The 17,846-nt window shown below is 41.5% G+C and carries 11 protein-coding genes and 4 pseudogenes; 13 read left to right on the top strand and 2 right to left on the bottom strand.

Annotated features, from left to right (window positions below):
• The first annotated feature begins 48 nt into the window (after nt 1-48).
• From LLY41_RS09220 to LLY41_RS09250, 7 genes and pseudogenes are all read left to right on the top strand, one after another.
• On the top strand, nt 49-2,163 hold the full coding sequence (locus LLY41_RS09220) for a glycoside hydrolase family 3 protein (protein WP_304587635.1): 2,115 nt from the start codon (nt 49-51) through the stop codon (nt 2,161-2,163).
• Nucleotides 2,164-2,273: 110 nt separating this feature from the next.
• A pseudogene (locus LLY41_RS09225) lies at nt 2,274-3,502 on the top strand (exo-beta-N-acetylmuramidase NamZ family protein).
• 137 nt (nt 3,503-3,639) lie between these two features.
• Nucleotides 3,640-5,018: pseudogene (gene nagE / locus LLY41_RS09230) on the top strand (N-acetylglucosamine-specific PTS transporter subunit IIBC).
• A gap of 461 nt (nt 5,019-5,479) precedes the next feature.
• Nucleotides 5,480-5,887 carry a hypothetical protein gene (locus LLY41_RS09235; protein WP_304587636.1) on the top strand — a complete coding sequence of 136 codons (408 nt, stop codon included), beginning with the start codon at nt 5,480-5,482 and terminating at the stop codon, nt 5,885-5,887.
• A gap of 423 nt (nt 5,888-6,310) precedes the next feature.
• A complete protein-coding gene (locus LLY41_RS09240; protein ID WP_304587638.1) occupies nt 6,311-7,186 on the top strand; it encodes a carbon-nitrogen hydrolase family protein in 876 nt (291 codons plus the stop codon).
• A 3-nt stretch (nt 7,187-7,189) separates the two neighbouring features.
• A pseudogene (locus LLY41_RS09245) lies at nt 7,190-7,866 on the top strand (GNAT family N-acetyltransferase).
• 458 nt (nt 7,867-8,324) lie between these two features.
• A pseudogene (locus LLY41_RS09250) lies at nt 8,325-9,682 on the top strand (LVIVD repeat-containing protein).
• Nucleotides 9,683-9,789: 107 nt separating this feature from the next.
• Here LLY41_RS09250 and LLY41_RS09255 read toward each other — a convergent pair.
• Nucleotides 9,790-10,344 (bottom strand): hypothetical protein, encoded by a 555-nt coding sequence (locus tag LLY41_RS09255; RefSeq protein WP_304587640.1) that lies wholly within the window; start codon nt 10,342-10,344, stop codon nt 9,790-9,792.
• Between the two features lie 91 nt (nt 10,345-10,435).
• On the opposite strand from LLY41_RS09255, the gene LLY41_RS09260 reads away from it, so the two are divergent.
• The 5 genes from LLY41_RS09260 (at nt 10,436) to LLY41_RS09280 (ending at nt 16,163) form a co-directional block, all read left to right on the top strand.
• Complete coding sequence (locus tag LLY41_RS09260) at nt 10,436-11,047, top strand: TetR/AcrR family transcriptional regulator (protein ID WP_095245349.1); 612 nt, start codon at nt 10,436-10,438, stop codon at nt 11,045-11,047.
• Between the two features lie 128 nt (nt 11,048-11,175).
• A complete protein-coding gene (gene fdhF / locus LLY41_RS09265; protein WP_304587642.1) occupies nt 11,176-14,142 on the top strand; it encodes a formate dehydrogenase subunit alpha in 2,967 nt (988 codons plus the stop codon).
• Entirely contained in the window at nt 14,135-14,701 is a 567-nt protein-coding gene (locus LLY41_RS09270) for a helical membrane plugin domain-containing protein (protein WP_095245351.1), read from the top strand. The genes fdhF and LLY41_RS09270 overlap by 8 nt, the downstream gene beginning before the upstream one ends.
• Before the next feature lie 222 nt (nt 14,702-14,923).
• Entirely contained in the window at nt 14,924-15,829 is a 906-nt protein-coding gene (locus LLY41_RS09275) for an HD-GYP domain-containing protein (RefSeq protein ID WP_304587645.1), read from the top strand.
• A gap of 13 nt (nt 15,830-15,842) precedes the next feature.
• The gene (locus tag LLY41_RS09280) at nt 15,843-16,163 is read left to right on the top strand and encodes an 8-amino-7-oxononanoate synthase (RefSeq protein ID WP_095245353.1); all 321 of its coding nucleotides are present in this window, start codon (nt 15,843-15,845) and stop codon (nt 16,161-16,163) included.
• Between the two features lie 68 nt (nt 16,164-16,231).
• On the opposite strand, the gene fdhD is transcribed toward LLY41_RS09280, so the two are convergent.
• Nucleotides 16,232-17,026 carry a formate dehydrogenase accessory sulfurtransferase FdhD gene (gene fdhD / locus LLY41_RS09285; RefSeq protein WP_304587648.1) on the bottom strand — a complete coding sequence of 265 codons (795 nt, stop codon included), beginning with the start codon at nt 17,024-17,026 and terminating at the stop codon, nt 16,232-16,234.
• A 177-nt stretch (nt 17,027-17,203) separates the two neighbouring features.
• Between fdhD and LLY41_RS09290 the strand changes: the two genes are divergently transcribed.
• Nucleotides 17,204-17,563, top strand: coding sequence for a Na-translocating system protein MpsC family protein (locus LLY41_RS09290; protein ID WP_035329572.1), 360 nt, complete (start codon nt 17,204-17,206; stop codon nt 17,561-17,563).
• Nucleotides 17,564-17,846: the final 283 nt, after the last annotated feature.

The following is a 17,846-nucleotide window of genomic DNA, read 5'->3' on the forward strand; positions in this document are numbered from 1 at the left end:
TAGTAAAAAGTAAGCTCATATGAAAACGCAGTAAGGACGGTGGAAGAAATGGGTAAAGTCAGCAAAGTAATGTTTATTTTCCTTCTCACAATTACACTTGCCGTTTCGCAATTATGGATGGGAGGAACCTTGAAAAACGCAGCGGCAGAAAGTACAGCTAAGGATTTAATACTCCTTGAGAATGTACCCCAGGTCAGCACGGAAATCAGTGGAGATGCATTCCAATTAAAAGCGCTTCATGTCTATAAAGAAGGTCATTTCATGGGAGTTTCTGAAGGGCTGAAATGGAACTCAACCAATAAAACTGTTGCAGCAGTTGATCAGTCAGGGAATATCACTTTAAGAGGGGAGCCCGGAAAAACCTTCATCAGTGTAACAGACGGAGTATATAAGGACCGTATCGCACTCCAAATAAAACCTGACCATAATAAGGGCAGCAAAGGCAAGCCTGCTTTTAAAGTGAAAATTAAAAAAGAGAATGGGAAACGGTATGATCTCATCAGCCGGGCAGTGAAAAATATGTCCATTGAAGAGAAGGTAGGCCAGATGCTGATGCCGGATTTCCGCGCCTGGAAGGGACAAAATGTCACTAAAATGCTGCCGGAAATAGAGAAGCTGGTAAAAGATTATCATCTTGGAGGGGTAATTTTATTCCGTGAAAATGTGGTAACAACCGAACAGACTGCCACATTGGTTTCAGACTATCAGAAAGCTGCCGATAAATTCGGCTTGTTGATGACGATTGATCAGGAAGGCGGAATTGTTACACGTCTTCAATCAGGAACTGACATGCCCGGCAATATGGCGTTAGGGGCTGCCCGTTCTGAGGAAATTTCCCGCAAGGTCGGCAAGGCGATTGGGGAGGAGCTTTCATCACTCGGCATTAATATGAACTTTGCCCCTGTCATGGATGTAAATAATAATCCCGACAATCCTGTAATTGGCGTTCGTTCCTTCGGGGAGGACCCGCAGCTTGTCGCTGACTTGGGTGTTGCTTATACCGAAGGATTGCAATCAGCAGGTGTTGCTGCTACTGCAAAGCATTTTCCCGGACATGGAGATACAGCAGTAGACTCACATCTTGGATTGCCTGAAGTGCCTCATGATAAAGAACGTCTAAAGGAAGTTGAATTGTATCCTTTCCAAAAGGGAATGGAAGCAGGAGTGGATGCCATCATGACTGCGCATGTTACCTTCCCTAAGATTGATGACACGAAAGCAATTTCGAAAAAAACAGGTGAAGAAATCGCCGTCCCGGCCACTCTTTCCTATAAAGTGCTGACAGAACTTATGCGTGAAGAAATGGGATATGAAGGGGTCATTACAACAGATGCAATGAATATGAATGCCATCGCTGAACATTTTGGACCGGTTGACGCAGCCGTTCGTGCTGTCAAAGCTGGAACTGATATTGTGTTAATGCCTGTTGGCCTTCAAGAAGTTGCAGAAGGGCTATTGAATGCTGTGGAGAATGGAGAAATCTCGGAAAAACGCATTGAATCATCAGTTGAGCGGATTTTAACACTGAAAATAAAGCGGGGAATTGTGAAAGAAGAGACACAGCAGCCGATTGATGAAAAAATTGCAAACGCTCTTGACGTAGTTGGATCAGAAGAACATAAACAAATAGAAAAAGAAGCAGCAGAACGTTCTATCACATTGGTGAAAAATGAAGGAGATGCACTGCCATTACAAGTATCTCCTGAGGATAAGATTGTCGTTGTCGGTAATACGTATATTACAGACTTAAAGAACGCAATGAGTAAGTTTCATGCAAACACAACGGTCATCCAAACCTCAAGCTATGTATTAACGGAAGAGCAGAAGGAACAAATCAGGAATGCCAGTGCGGTTATTGTGGGCTCCTATACGTTTAATGTATCAGGTCGATCACCAGACAGCGCCCAGATGAAAATGGTTAATTCCATCATTTCTGAATCAGAAGCTCCGGTCATTGCAGTTGGCATCCGCAACCCATATGACATCATGGCCTACCCGGAAGTTGATGCATACATTGCACAATACGGCTTCAGGACGGCAAGCTTTAATGCAGCAGCAGGTGTTATCTTTGGCCAGATTAATCCTTCAGGCAAATTGCCTGTAACAATTCCGGGTACAGATGGTAATGTACTATATGAATTTGGGCATGGATTGAGCTATTAGGATTAGGCATAAAAAATAGAATGGGTACATGCAGGTTTAGTTCTTGCATGTACCTATCCTTAACCTGGGAGGGGAAAATAATGAAGAAATGGTTTATGGGTTTTTTGACAATGATTCTCGTACTCTCTTCTTTAACTGTTGTGCTAGCAGATAACGGCAATGGCAAAGGAAAAGGCAAGAAAAAGAAATTCGAGCTTGGTGTTGAAGTCCTTTTAGATGAAAAGAAGGACCTCATAGAAGGTAAAAAAGTTGGCTTAATTACAAACCCGACTGGGGTCGACTCGAATTTAAACAGCATTGTTGATATTCTGCATAATGATCCGGACGTGGAGTTAACAGCGTTATATGGTCCTGAGCATGGAGTCCGCGGGAGTGCGCAAGCGGGAGAATATGTTGAGTATTATATCGATGAAAAGACAGGGCTTCCTGTTTACAGCTTATATGGAAAAACCAAAAAGCCTACCCCTGAAATGCTTGAAAATATTGACGTGATTCTGTTTGATATCCAGGATGTCGGAACACGTTTTTACACGTATATTTACACAATGGCTTACGCGATGGAAGCAGCAAAAGAAAACAATATCCCTTTCATCGTGCTGGACAGGCCTAATCCTCAAGGTGGCACAAAGGTTGAAGGACCGGTGCTTGATATGGAGTATTCCTCCTTTGTGGGGAATTACCCGATTCCGCTTCGCCATGGGATGAGTGTAGGTGAACTGGCCGAATTGTTTAATGAAGAGTTTGAAATAGGTGCAGATTTAACTGTTGTCAAGATGAATGGATGGAAGCGCAATATGTATTACGATGACACCAGACTTCCGTTTGTCATGCCGTCTCCTAATATGCCAACACTCGAAACAGCGTTAGTATATCCGGGTGCCGCTTTGATTGAAGGAACGAATGTTTCTGAGGGGCGCGGCACAACAAAGCCGTTTGAACTGATTGGTGCTCCATTTATCAACGCCGATGATTTGGCTGGACATTTGAACGGTCTAGATCTTCCCGGGTAACTTTTAGAGCTGCTTCATTTACACCAAGCTTCTCCAAGCATGCAGGACAGCTTTCCCACGGGATTCAGATTTATGTTACAAATCGCGATGCATTCAAGCCTGTCGAGACCGGACTTCACATTGTAAAGGCGATCCATGACATGTATCCGGAAGACTTTGAATTCCGTGCAGAGAACAGTGCTGGAATTTCATTCTTTGACAACCTGATGGGTAATGGCTGGGTACGTGAAGCCATTGAGGAAGGAAAAACTGTTGAAGAAATCTCCTCCAAATGGGAAAAGGAATTAAAACAATTTAAAAAGACACGCGAAGAATATTTACTCTATTAAATTTGCAGGAAAGAATCTGGCGGCATTATGCTCCAGGTTCTTTTTTGCGGGTCAACGTAGCACTGATGGTCCCTGGTACTGAATTATAAAGCCTGTTCATATTATGTAATAATCCATGGAGAAAGAGGTGTGTGAAAATGCTGGGGTTTTTACAGAAGATTGGCAAGTCTTTAATGCTGCCGATTGCAGTTATGCCTGCTGCTGCACTTTTGCTGAGGCTGGGACAGGATGACCTTTTAGGAATTCCATTTATATCTGCAGCCGGTAATGCTGTTTTCGGACATTTGGCTCTCTTGTTTGCCATTGGAATTGCCATCGGTTTTTCAAAGGATGGCAGCGGGGCAGCTGCCCTTGCTGGAGCGGTGGGTTATTTTGTACTGACTGAAGGTGCCGCTGCCATAAACGAAACGGTCAATATGGGGGTTTTTGGCGGAATCATTTCCGGTATTATTGCAGGGCTATTATACAATAAATATCATGATATTAAGCTGCCGGAATGGCTTGGTTTCTTTGGGGAAAACGGTTTGTGCCGATCATCACTTCACTCGTTTTGATCGTCATTGCATTTTTGTTCGGGTATGTGTGGCCGCCGGTACAGGCAGGCATTAACAGTGTCGGCGATTGGATAATCGGTGCAGGTGCAGCGGGTGTTGGGGTCTTCGGATTCCTGAACCGTCTTTTAATTCCGGTTGGTCTTCATCACATACTGAACACGCTTGTCTGGTTTGAGTTCGGCGAGTTTACCAATGCAGCAGGGGATGTCATCAAAGGAGATTTATGGCGCTTCCTTGCCAAGGATCCATCTGCTGGTATCTTTATGACAGGATTCTTTCCTATTATGATGTTTGGGCTTCCTGGTGCAGCGCTGGCCATGGTTGCCGCTGCAAAGAAGGAAAGAAGGAAAGCAGTGGCAGGGGCGATGGCCGGACTCGCATTTACTTCCTTCCTGACCGGTATTACAGAGCCGATTGAATTCCTGTTTATGTTCTTATCGCCGGTTCTATATTTAATTCATGCTGCTTTGACAGGTCTGGCTATGTCCATTACCTATGTCCTGGATATTCATCATGGTTTCGGGTTCTCGGCAGGCGCCCTTGATTATATACTAAACTTTGGAATAGCTCAGAAGCCGGTTCTGCTGGCCGGGATAGGTCTCTTGTATGCCCTTCTGTATTTTGCGATATTCTACTTCCTTATCAAGAAACTGGATTTGAAAACGCCGGGAAGAGAGGATGAAATGGAAGGTGAATTTGAAGGGAATGCTGCTTTAAAGGGCAAATATGCTGAAGCAGCAGTTGCTTATCTGGAGGCTTTGGGCGGCAAAGAAAACCTTGAAGAAATCGATAATTGTGTAACCCGCCTTCGTTTAAGGGTAAAAGATATGTCTCTTGTTGATGAAGGGCAATTAAAAAAGCTGGGAGCAAAAGGAGTCATCAAACTAAGCAAAACCAGTCTGCAGGTCATTGTGGGAACGGATGTAGAATTTCTTTCAAATGAAATGAAGAAGAATCTATAAAATTGACAATCTGGCTCTGTTGAAGGGCCAGATTTTTTTTGTGCGGCAGTGATTGGACAAGTGCCAATTTTTCCAATACCGGGATATGTGTTTATGCATGTCCAAGTTTGGAACATACGATGAAAACGTAAGGGTACCATTATTAATTGAATAAAAGGGGGGATATCGTATGTTAACAGGATCCTTAACACCGTTAATTGTGCTGGGATTAGTAATTTTATGGGTTTTGGCAAGACTTATTTCACCGTGTTTAGCTGACAGACTTAGGGATAAAATCTGTAGTCTTTTAGGTTGTCAGGCTCCTCAAAATAGTTAAAAAGTTGAGTCCTTTGAAACCCTGGTAATTGTCCAGGGTTTTTCAATGTGTTTTCCATCGTTCTGCATTTTTTTGTATGTTTGTCCATTCCATTTATTGAGCTTCTGCATAATATAGGATAGAAACTATGAAAGGCGGGCTAATTATGGACGAACCTGCTAAAGGGAAAGATGCATTTGAGGATTCGGATCATCTGGAAAAGCTGGCAGCTGGACTTCTGAAAGACGGACAGACTATAGATTTTAATTCATTATTGAGTTTGGCCGGTAAAATTATTAATGATGATTCTTTACTGAATCTGTCAGAAGGTTTAAAAGTGGATGAGGAAGAAGCTGCTGGTGATGAAATCAGCGAAAATGGAGAAATCGAATACGTAAATAAACAAATGGCATCTTTAAGAGCTGAGCTGATAACTCTCAAAAAAGAGGTCAGTGAATTAAAAAAACAAAACGAATCCCTGATTGGCATTTATATGAGACTTATTAAAGCGGCAAATCAAGATTTTCAAAAAGGTGTCGGGCTCATTACAGGATTAAGCAAGCTAATAAAATAAGAGCATTAAAGCATTGCTTTAACCAAGTGATGCTTTTTTGTTTAGGCTCTTTTCGTATAAATTGTTGTTTTTCGCTTATCAATGTTGTCCGTTGATTTCCGCTCCAGGTTGCTCGCTTTCCACGGGGCGGGCGGTGAGCCTCCTCGACGCTGCGCGTCTGTGGGGTCTCACCTGTCCCGCTACTCCCGTAGGAGTCTCGCACCTTCCACTACAATCAACTCAGTAAATATAATATAAATAGCAACAAACTTTGCGAAAACAGCCTTTGTTTAACATCTTACTTTATTAGTTTAATAAAATACTGTGAAATAAAAAATTTCGAAATCCGATAAAAAAGTATTGTGCAAGGCAGGAAAATCATTGATAATCTTTTAAAGATAGAGTGATACTCATCTATACATTTTTCTGATGAGGGGGAGTACATTGAAAATTCGTGTATCCGCTGTGCAGTATCATCTGCATACCATTCGTTCATTTGAAGAGTTTGCAAACCAATGTGAGCATTATATTAAAACTGCCCAGGAGTTTGGGTCTGAGTTTGTTTTATTTCCTGAATTTTTCACGACACAGCTTTTATCCATTGGAAGCGAGCAGGGAACAAGCCTGACCATTAACGAACTGCCTGGTTTTACTGAACAATATAAAAACCTATTTTCCAATTTTGCTAAACAAACCAACATGCATATAATCGGCGGTACACACGTAATTAACAGAGATGGACGCCTATATAATGTGGCACATTTATTTTATCCGGATGGGCGGATTGAAGAACAGGCAAAACTGCATATCACGCCTACTGAAGTCCATGAGTGGAATATGTCACCTGGTGAAGGCCTTCGTGTATTCGATACAGATAAAGGCAGAATAGCCATTCTGACGTGCTATGACATTGAGTTTCCGGAAATCGTCCGTATGGCTAAAGCCCAGGGAGCAGATGTTATTTTCTGCCCTTCCTGTACAGACGACCGTCATGGGTTCCACCGTGTCCGCTATACAAGCCATGCCAGAGCGATTGAGAATCAGGTGTATGTTGTGGTTACAGGGACAATTGGCTCCCTGCCTACTGTCGATTTTATGCGTGCCAATTTCGGGCAGGCAGCCGTCATTACACCGAATGATATTCCATTTCCGCCTAAGGGGATTATGGTGGAAGGCGAGCTGAATGACGATATGATTGTGACTGCCGATCTTGACCTTAGCCTTTTATATGAAGTCCGTGAGCGCGGTTCGGTTACGACCTGGCGGGACCGAAGAACAGATCTGTATGTAGACTGGGAAAAAGAAAATATCGAAGGATAGCATATGGCATATCGAAGCGAATTTTTTGTGTTTGACGGGGATAAGCCGGTGCCGGCTGTAATCAGAAATTATACGAAAGAGGATTTTGATCAGTTAATAGATATTCAGGCGGAATGCTTTCCGCCGCCTTTTCCTTCAGATTTATGGTGGAATCGGGAGCAGCTGGCAAATCATGTAGAACTCTTTCCGGAGGGTGCACTCTGTATTGAGGCTGATGGAGTATTGGCAGGGTCCTTAACCGGGCTGATTGTTGATTTTGATCCTTCACATCCAAAGCATACATGGGAAGAAATAACCGACGGCGGTTATATACGCAATCATAAACCTCAAGGCAATACATTATATATTGTCGATATCAGTGTCCGGCCTCGTTATCGTAAACTAGGTCTTGGCAAACTTTTGATGCAGTCTATGTATCAGACTGTCATAAACCTGGGACTTGATCGATTGCTAGGTGGAGGACGGATGCCCGGCTACCATAAATACGCCCATGAAATGTCAGCCGAGGGCTATCTCCAGCAACTGATCGACGGAAAAAGAAGGATCCGGTCATTACATTTTTGCTGAGATGCGGAAGGACACCCCTTTGTGTTGCAGAAAATTATTTAGAAGATGAAGAATCACTTAATTATGGTGCCTTGATGGAATGGAAGAATCCTTTTAAGAATATGCGTTTATAATTCGGCAAGAAGCCCTTTTTTGAAGGGCTTTTTAATTTGAAGTTTAGCGGGCACACTGAAAAGGTAAAGAATATTATAATGATGTTCAAACCGAAATGAGGGATCCGTTCATGGTTGTAAAAAGAATAATTAAAGCTTTTATAGTAAAACAAGGTGCAACTATAGTAAAGAAGTATGTTGTTCCGGCAGTAAAAAGAAAGCTGAAAAGCAGGAGATAAATTGCTGCAGGCATCTTCCATTGGGAGGTGTTTTTTTTTGGGACAAAAGAAATATATTACTCCTTGTAAACTAGTGATATAGAAGGGAACAGAATTTGTCTTATTATGTAGAAATAATAGGAAAAATTGCAGATATTAAAAATTCTGAATTTTCTTTAATATAGAAACTGCAGTATTTCGGGACGCTTAAATTCTAAAGTTTTCCGATTACATAGGCAACACAAATAAGGAGGAATAAATTTGACAAAGAAAATCCTGATTAAAACAGCATTAGCAGGGGCGCTTGTACTCTCTGCCGGAGGGACAACTGCATTTGCACATGATGAGTTCAGCGGAGGTATTGAAAAAGGCGATAGTCTGGCCGGAATCGAATTAGCGGTTCCATTGCTTGAAGGAAGCAAGAATACAGGTAATCTTCAAGAAGTGGCTGCTGTTCCCCTGAAAGAAGTTAAAGAGGGGTACAAAATTCATCGGGTGATGTTTATGCGCATAAAGGCTTTGCTTATGTAGGCACACATACAAAAAATGGCGGAGAAGGCGGTGTCCGCGTATTTGATATGAAAGATCCTTCAAATCCTGTGGAAGTGTCGTCATTTGCTCACCTTCCAGGGACTTGGCAGGAAAAAGTGATTGTGAAAACGGTGAATACAAAGCATTTCAAAGGGGACTTAGCCGCAGTCAGCGTTCAAAAGGTCGACCGCACCAACCTTGATGCAAAGGGAGGATTTGTATTATATGATGTAACAAATCCAAGGGAACCGAAAGAGCTGGGGTTCTGGGAGGATACTTCCGGTGCGAGAGGAACACATGAACTTTACCTGACAGTACAGGGGAATAACGTTTATGTGCTGACAGCAAACTGCTATGCAGATCTTTACTCTCATGGTGAGAAAATGGATGTTAATATTGTTGACGTTTCAAAACCATCGGAACCTGAAACCATCTATGAATTTAATCCGCGCAATTATATTCCTGAAGTAAGTGATGAGAATTATGACGGGTATAATTGGACTGATGAAGAAGGAGTTAAAAGGGCAGCATTTGCACATAGCGTCAAAACAGATGGAACCGGGAAAACAGCTTTCCTCTCCTACTGGGATTTAGGAACAATCATGCTTGATATCAGTGATGCCAAAAATCCGGTATACCTTGGCAGAACTGATTTTGCCAATGATGTTCAGGGAGCTGCCCATTCAATGGATTTAGCAAAAGGCGGGAATGTCCTTATTGAAACAAGGGAGGTATTCGGACCTACTAGAGAGGGCTTTGAAAGTGCCTATGGGTACACCATGATTTATGATATTAAAGATAAAACAAATCCAAAGCTGCTAAGTACGTTTAGAACGGATTTCACTGAGAAGATTCCTGGTGGTGCGACGGTCCACGATCCTAAAGTGCAGGGGAACACATTGTACCTCTCCCATTATGCTGGCGGAGTAAGGACAGTAGACATTACTGATCCATCTAATCCCGAGGAAATTGGTGTTTATATTCCAAGCAAATCTAATATTTGGGGTGTATTCGTAGATCGCAATTATGTACTTGCATCTGATATGGGTTCCGGCCTTAAAGTTCTGCAGAAGAACGGAAGCCATTAATGCCAAAAACAGGAGTTCTCTAAAGGAGGCTCCTGTTTTTTTATTTTGTTAAATAAAGGTTTTGTTAGATGTGAACCTAAGTTTAAACATAAGTTATCAATTCAATTCTAAATGACAGAGTTATTTTCAGCTTTCCCTTTTCGCGGCCAAACTGTATAGCTGAAGCTGATGGCAAAATCGATTGCAAGAACCAATGTCCACATTTTTATTAATCCCCGCAGGTTTTCTGTTTGCTCTGGATTTCCTATGAAGAGGATCATGGCAAATAATAATACCAGACCAATGATCCATGCGAGGAGATGTCTGTACCACCCATTTCTTTCTCTCCTGGCATGTTCACTGCCGTACTTTGAAGGCTTTACCGGTTTAGAGCCATTTCCAAACTTATAGGCAAATCTTTCATCAGCCCATTGAACCATCTGTTTACAGTATGCGACAGTGATACCGATATAAATTGCCGCGATGCCATGGAAAATGCTGGCTTCGGCCCCTCTGTGCAAATCAATTGCAGTTGCTGCGATTAGAATCAAATCAATCAAAGGTGTGCAAAGCAAAAGCAGACTGCCTAATGTTTTTTTTCTCAAAATATATCTTGCCGTTAAACCTGCAGCAACGAAAACCCAAAACCCAATCTCACAGGCGATTATCAGCCAGCCGATCATATAATCCACATCCTTTTTTTAATACACTTGTGTTATAAAAAGTAATATAACACAAGTGTATTAAAAAAGCAATTGGTGCTATACTATATTTATGCCTAAAAAAGTTGATCATGAAAAACAAAAACATATTTTAGCAAAAGCAGCATGGCGGGTGATTAAAAAGGAGGGCATTGAAGGAGCTTCCGTACGGAAGATAGCAGAGGAAGCAGGTTTATCACCAGGTTCACTGCGTCACTACTTTTCAAATCAAAGTGAGTTATTGGCTTATTCTATGAACTTAGTTTCAGAAAGGGTGAAAATAAGAATCCAGAATGCACCATTTACAGAAGATCATTTTGAAAATATGATACTGGTGCTTGGCGAGCTGCTTCCTTTAGATGAAGAACGGAGATTGGAAATGGAAGTCTGGATAGCATTTAATATTAAAGCTCTTGTTGACCCGAATCTTGCAGAACTCAGCAGCCGTGTATACGATGAAATGAAGGAAGGCATCCGAAAAGTCATTGAGGGGCTGAAGTTAATGGGTATATCCAGGTCTGATTTGAAAGCTGCAGAAGAGGTGGAACGACTTTATGCCTTGATTGATGGCCTCGCTCTCCATGCTGTGATGAAGCCTGATCTTTTTACTGAAAGTAAAATGAAAGGGATTATTAGAACTCATTTGGTATCATTATGTAAAAATGAATCCGATAAAAACAGCTGAAAATTCAGCTGTTTTTTCTTTTGTCTATTTTTAAGAATGCAAGGGCATAGCATCCAATATCATTAACTAAACGTTTAACTTTTTCCTGCAAGGGTACTGAAAACCAAAGAAACTGATTCATTGAAAGGATGATAGATTTGCCGCCATCACTCAATATAAAGATAAATGGTATAGAAATGAAGGCAGAACAGGATCAAACCGTTTTGCAGTTATTAAATGACAGCTCGATCGAAATTCCTCAGGTCTGCTTCCATCCCAGCCTGGGAGCAATAGAAACCTGTGATGCCTGCATTGTTTCCGTGAATGGAGAACTTGTGCGGTCATGCTCCACGAAAATTAAAGATGGAGACGTAATCGATACGGTGGAACCTGATGTAAAACAGGCGCAGACCATTGCCATGGATAAAATTCTCTTTAATCATGAGCTGTATTGTACGGTTTGTGATTATAACAATGGGGGATGTGAAGTACATAATACGGTTAAGGCGATGAAAATCAATCATCAAAGCATCCCTTTTGATCATAAGCCATATGAAAAGGATGAATCTCATCCATTTTACAGATATGACCCGGATCAATGCATTCTTTGCGGCAGATGTGTGGAAGCCTGTCAGGATGTCCAGGTTACTGAAACCTTAACAATTGATTGGGAGAGACAGAGACCAAGAGTTATTTGGGATAATGATGTGCCCATTAACGAGTCCTCCTGCGTTTCCTGTGGACACTGCTCCACTGTTTGTCCGTGTAATGCCATGATGGAAAAGGGGATGGAAGGCGAAGCAGGGTTTCTGACTGGCATAGCCAAAAACACCCTTCGTCCAATGATTGAAATCACTAAAAATGTTGAAACAGGGTATGGCTCCATCCTGGCGATTTCCGATATGGAAGCTGCTATGCGGGAAGAGAAAATAAAAAAGACCAAAACCGTCTGCACATATTGCGGGGTCGGCTGCAGCTTTGACGTATGGACAAAAGGCCGCGAAATATTGAAGGTTGAGCCTCAGGCAGAAGCGCCCGCCAATGGCATTTCTACCTGTGTAAAAGGGAAATTTGGCTGGGACTTTGTAAATAGTGAGGAACGTTTAACCAAACCGCTAATCAGGGAAGGCGATTCATTCCGTGAAGCAGAATGGGACGAAGCTCTGGACCTGATTGCCCGGAAATTTACAGAAATCAAAGAACAGCATGGCCCGGATGCGCTAAGCTTTATTACCTCCTCAAAATGCACCAATGAAGAATCGTATCTCATGCAGAAGCTTGGCAGGGCGGTTATAGGAACGAACAATATTGATAATTGTTCAAGATATTGCCAGACTCCTGCAACGGTAGGCTTATTCCGGACAGTTGGATATGGCGGTGATGCAGGTTCTATAGAAGATATTAAAAACTCCGCATTAGTGCTGATAATCGGCTCCAATACATCGGAATCCCACCCGGTTCTTTCCACCAGGGTAAAACGATCCCAGAAGCTTAACGGCCAGAAAGTTATCGTGGCTGACTTGAGGGAACACGAAATGGCAGAGCGTTCTGATCTGTTTGTGCGCCCTAGAGCCGGTACTGATATGGTATGGCTTTCTGCCATTACGAAATACATCATCGATCAGGGATGGGCAGATGAGATGTTTCTGCAGGAAAAAGTAAACGGTCTGGAAGAATTTACAGCAAATCTGGAGAAATATACACTTGAATTTGCTGAAGAAACAACCGGTATATCCAGAGATAATCTTATCAAAATGGCAGAAATGATTCATGAAGCCGATAGTGTTTCTGCATTATGGGCTATGGGTGTCACACAGCATCTGGGAGGCAGTGATACAAGTACAGCCATTTCAAATCTCTTGCTTGTAACCGGCAATTACGCCAAGCCTGGTGCAGGTGCATATCCTTTGAGAGGCCATAACAATGTGCAGGGGGCAGGAGACTTCGGAAGCAGTCCTGATAATTTGCCTGGTTACCAAAAGGTATCAGATCCTGATGTGAGGAAGAAGTTCGCAAATGCCTGGGGTGTAAACCTTCCTGAAAAAGCCGGAATGAATAATCACGAGATGGTAGAAGGAGTTCATGAGGGACAGCTGAAAGCGATGTATCTGAAGGGCGAAGATATGGGGCTTGTGGATTCAAACATCAATTATGTGCAGGCTGCATTTGAGAAGCTTGATTTCTTTGTTGTCCAGGATATTTTCCTATCCCGTACAGCTGAGTTTGCAGATGTTGTTCTCCCGGCAAGTCCAAGCCTGGAAAAGGAAGGAACCTTCACGAACACAGAAAGAAGAATCCAGCGTCTATATCAGGCGTTTGAACCACTTGGAGATTCAAAGCCGGATTGGCAGATTATTACTGAAGTTGCGAATCGCCTGGGAGCAGGCTGGACGTATACTCATCCAAGCGAAGTAATGGCTGAAGCAGCTAAGCTTATGCCTCTATACGCAGGCGTTACCTATGATAGATTGGAAGGCTATAATAGTCTGCAATGGCCAGTCGCTGAGGACGGAACCGACACTCCCCTCCTCTATACGGATGGCTTCCCGTTCCCGGATGGCAAGGCAAGACTTTTTCCGGTAGATTGGACTCCTGCTCTGGAATTCCCGGCGGAATATGATATCCATGTCAATAATGGACGTCTCCTGGAGCATTTCCATGAAGGGAATATGACATATAAGTCAAAAGGAATCAGCTCTAAAACACCGGAAGTGTTCCTTGAGGTTTCACCTGAGCTGGCCAAAGAGCGAGGCTTGAAGGACGGCACGCTAGTTCGCCTCACTTCACCGTATGGCAATGTTAAAGTTAAATGCCATATAACCAACAGGGTTAAAGGAAAGGAAGTTTACCTTCCGATGAATGATAGAGGAGAAGCGGCCATAAATTTATTAACAAGCAGCTATGCCGACAAGGATACTGATACACCGGCATATAAGGAAACAAAGGTAAAGCTTGAAATTCTAAGTGAAGAAGGCAGCAATCCGCTTCCTAGAATTAATCACCGCTATGGTAATCCGCAGCCGCAAATAGGTGTAAATGTCCAAAAGAAATGGGAAAGGAAAGATTATATTTTCCCGGGAGAATTGGTGAAAAAGGAGCGGAAGCAGCATGGCTAAAGCGATTAATAACATCAAGCGTTTTGAATTGTCACCCGAGGATAAACGAAAAAAAGACCTGGAAGAAGTGGAGAATGCCCTCATAGAAAATAAGGAACCTATACTTGAGCTTCTGACAGCGGTCGGACATATGCATGACCGGGGAGTCCTCTCATTATTGAATGGCCTGTTTGGGCAGGGAGATAAAGTTTTAAATGTCCTTGTTAAAGCATTAGACAAACCAGAAGCAACAAATACAATAAAAAACCTGCTTCTTATGGTTGGAACCCTCGGTACCATAAATGTCCAGCAGCTTGAACCCTTGCTGTTAAAATTAAATTCTGGTATTGCAAGAGTAGCGGATTATAAAGAAACCGACGAAAAAACAAGCTACTTTGATCTTGTCAGGGCACTGAAAGATCCGGAAGTCAATCGGGCAGTTACCCTCCTGATCACCTTCTTAAAAGGAATGGGAGAAGATACAAGCGCTATGGAAAGAAACACCCAGCTTCCAGAAGATCAGAAATTACACAAAATGGAAAATAACGAAAGTGATGTTCCTCCAAACAAAAGAGAATGAAAGAAAGCCAGTGACCGCTAATCAGGTCACTGGCTTTTTTTATCGAATACAACTAATAGGTATATAGACTCAAATTTTTACAATATTATCTTATAAACCAAAAATATAGCAGAATTTTGTGGAAAAATGGAAAACCATGTACTAGAATTGCAATAAGGAAAGATAAATAGGTGAACCCAATACATACATCATTTGAGAAGATATTAGAAAGAGGGTAATGAAGTGGGCATCATAAATGAAGGTAGTTTCATTGAAACAGTCCACATGAAAGGGTTACAAATCTCCCTGATTGCTTCGGGGGATGGGACAGAGGTTATTTATCACAGGCTGGAGCCAGATGCAAGGTGGGGACTGGAACCCTTAGAAGGCGGTGAATCGCTGGAATATCTTCATATGCTATCCGGTGAACTGCTATTAAAAGATTCTAATGGGGAAAAAACGTTAAGACCTGGTGATTCGTTCCAAAGATGCCCTGTTACTGAACATCATATTTTTCAATCAATAGGTCAATCTGAATTTTTATATGTAACCTCTAATCCAGTATTTCATTACTATAGCAAAGTGACAAATGAATTAAGAGAGTTGGTCATATCAATTGAAGAAAAAGATGGATATACAAGTGACCATTGCGATCGAATTACTAAAATGTCAATGCTCATGGCTGACGCGCTTGATTTAAATTCCCGGCAAATTTTGAAACTTAATCTTGCTGCATTCTTGCATGATATAGGAAAAGTAAAGGTGCCACTAGAGATTCTTCAAAAACCGGGTAAATTAACCTCTGATGAGTGGGAGTTAATGAAACAGCATTCGACGTTTGGACGCGAAATATTACAAGAAACAGGGCTGCCGAGTTTAATAGAAGCAGGAGAAGTGGTAGAGCAGCATCATGAAAGATTTGATGGCACAGGGTATCCCATAGGACTTAAAGGGGATGAAATTGCAATAGAGGCTGCCATTATTTCCGTTGTAGACTCATTTGATGCAATGACTACTGATCGTGTTTATCAGAAAGGCAGAAGTGTAACTGAAGCAATAGATGAACTTATACAAAATCGGGGTACCATGTACAATCCAGAGATCGTTGATATATTTATTAAAATAAAAGAAAAATTAGTAAAAATTTGAAGGGGGAATAATAATGAAGAAAGCAGCAATTGTTCTATTAAGTTTGATGTTATTACTTGTATTCAACGCGAAGACGTCGGAGGCTGCATATTTACCTGAATATGATAAATATGTAGAAGTGTCTTATGAACAAGCTAGATATATTGCCGATTTAATGGGTCTCCAAGATTATGAATTAGGAGAAGAAACAGCAAGGTTGTCATTTGAATTGCAGGAAAAGTTGATTGTAAAGATAGAAAAAATCCTGAAAACGGAAATTGACCATTATTACATCTGGTTAACCGTAGATGGAGAAACGGTTCTGGGTATAGATCCTCCACATCCAATGTTTTAGGAGAAAGCAAGTTAAAGCGTATGCTTTAACTTGCTTTTTGTTTTCCTGAACTAATGGCAAAAAGTCTATTAAACGTTCTTCTCAAAAACTATTCTTTCAGGATGCGAGTAAACATTAAAAGACTGACCGCGAATAAAGCCAACAGCTGTAATATTCAGGTCTTCTGCCAGCTTGATGGCTAAATCAGTCGGTGCTGATTTTGATAGAATGATGCCAACGCCAATTTTTGCGGCTTTAAGCAGAACTTCAGATGAGATTCTGCCGCTGAATGCAATGACTTTATCCCTTACAGGAATCCTGTTCTCAATGCAATACCCAAGGATTTTATCCAGAGCATTATGCCGCCCAATATCTGTTCTGCTGAGGATCAATTCCTCTGCAGAAAATAAAGCCGCATTATGCACTCCGCCTGTTTCATGAAAAGTCATGCTGCCATCCTGAAGCTGCTGCATAAATGAAATGCACTGATTGGGAGTCAGGGTCAGCTTTGATGTAGAAGTCCTGGCTGTCCTGGCATCGTTATGAAAGTAAAATTGCCTGCTCTTTCCGCAGCATGAACCGATAAATCGTTTAGAGTGAAACTCATGGCTTGCTGTAGAAGTTTGGGTATGTAATTCGACATAAGCAAATCCCTTGTTTTCATCTATTTGAATACTCTTTATTTCCTCATATCTTCTAATAAAGCCTTCAGAAGCCAAAAAGCCGATTGTCAATTCCCGAATTTTCGAAGGGCTGCAGACCATCGTTGCGAACTCTTCTCCGTTGAGATGAATTGTGAGCGGATGTTCAGAAACAATAGAATCTTCTGCTTCCTGCAGGACATCATTCTCAAATCTGACAATCTTTCTGCTGCTAATATCCATAATACTTCCTCCTAGAACCTTTCGACTAACAAAATATTAGCATATAATTTCAGTAATACAAGAAATTAAGATTGTATGGTTTGACAATTATTGTATTAATTGATTAACTTATTAAAGTGTGTACGGACTTATATAAATGAGATTATACATGAAATAAGAGTATATGAGGGCTGGAATATGAACAAATATGAAGCTGAATTCAGTAACTTAGTGCGCTCCTTCAGGAAAAAACATATGGGCAAAGGACCAAGCAAAGTCAGGACTACGTTCTGCAAAAATTGGGCTATTTGTGAAATGGAAGGGAATTTATCTCCTGTAGAAAAATTTATAGCGAGTGCAGACGAAGGGAAACAAATGCTTCGGGCTGCCAGAACTGAGATGGTCAAGGAAATGTATAAAAAGAATCGGCCGGCAGAAATGGAAGATTTTTTGCAGGCAAGGCTAATAGACCTTTTTGTGGATATTGATATAGAACGGGATTTTGGAATGTCAGTATTTGTATTCGATCAGGACATTCAAAGCAAGTTTATGGAATAAAAAGACTGAAATCTGGAAGATATATTCTGGATTCCAGCCTTTTTTATTTTTTTAGTATCCTTCTTATATCTCACATTCGGTTTCTTTGTTGTGTAAAATAGGGAATTATGTCACATAAGAATGGCGAAAAAAGGGGTTTAATGTCACGTTTGAAATATTTTTGTAATATTACTCTAACAAGTCTGTCAAATAAGGATGGTATAATCCTCCATGGAAAGACAAATTTACTAGAGACGATACTGAAAAGATAAACATAGATAAATAGTTTGATAAACGGCTGTAT

The organism is Cytobacillus firmus, from assembly GCF_023612095.1.
In the GTDB taxonomy this organism is placed as follows: domain Bacteria; phylum Bacillota; class Bacilli; order Bacillales; family Cytobacillaceae; genus Cytobacillus.

Coding starts and splice junctions, on each gene's coding strand:
- LLY41_RS09270 (WP_095245351.1), top strand. CDS start 14,135: ATGGCTAAAGCGATTAATAACATCAAGCGTTTTGAATTGTCACCCGAG.
- fdhF (WP_304587642.1), top strand. CDS start 11,176: ATGATAGATTTGCCGCCATCACTCAATATAAAGATAAATGGTATAGAA.
- LLY41_RS09255 (WP_304587640.1), bottom strand. CDS start 10,344: ATGATCGGCTGGCTGATAATCGCCTGTGAGATTGGGTTTTGGGTTTTC.
- fdhD (WP_304587648.1), bottom strand. CDS start 17,026: ATGGATATTAGCAGCAGAAAGATTGTCAGATTTGAGAATGATGTCCTG.
- LLY41_RS09220 (WP_304587635.1), top strand. CDS start 49: ATGGGTAAAGTCAGCAAAGTAATGTTTATTTTCCTTCTCACAATTACA.
- LLY41_RS09290 (WP_035329572.1), top strand. CDS start 17,204: ATGAACAAATATGAAGCTGAATTCAGTAACTTAGTGCGCTCCTTCAGG.
- LLY41_RS09260 (WP_095245349.1), top strand. CDS start 10,436: ATGCCTAAAAAAGTTGATCATGAAAAACAAAAACATATTTTAGCAAAA.
- LLY41_RS09235 (WP_304587636.1), top strand. CDS start 5,480: ATGGACGAACCTGCTAAAGGGAAAGATGCATTTGAGGATTCGGATCAT.
- LLY41_RS09280 (WP_095245353.1), top strand. CDS start 15,843: ATGAAGAAAGCAGCAATTGTTCTATTAAGTTTGATGTTATTACTTGTA.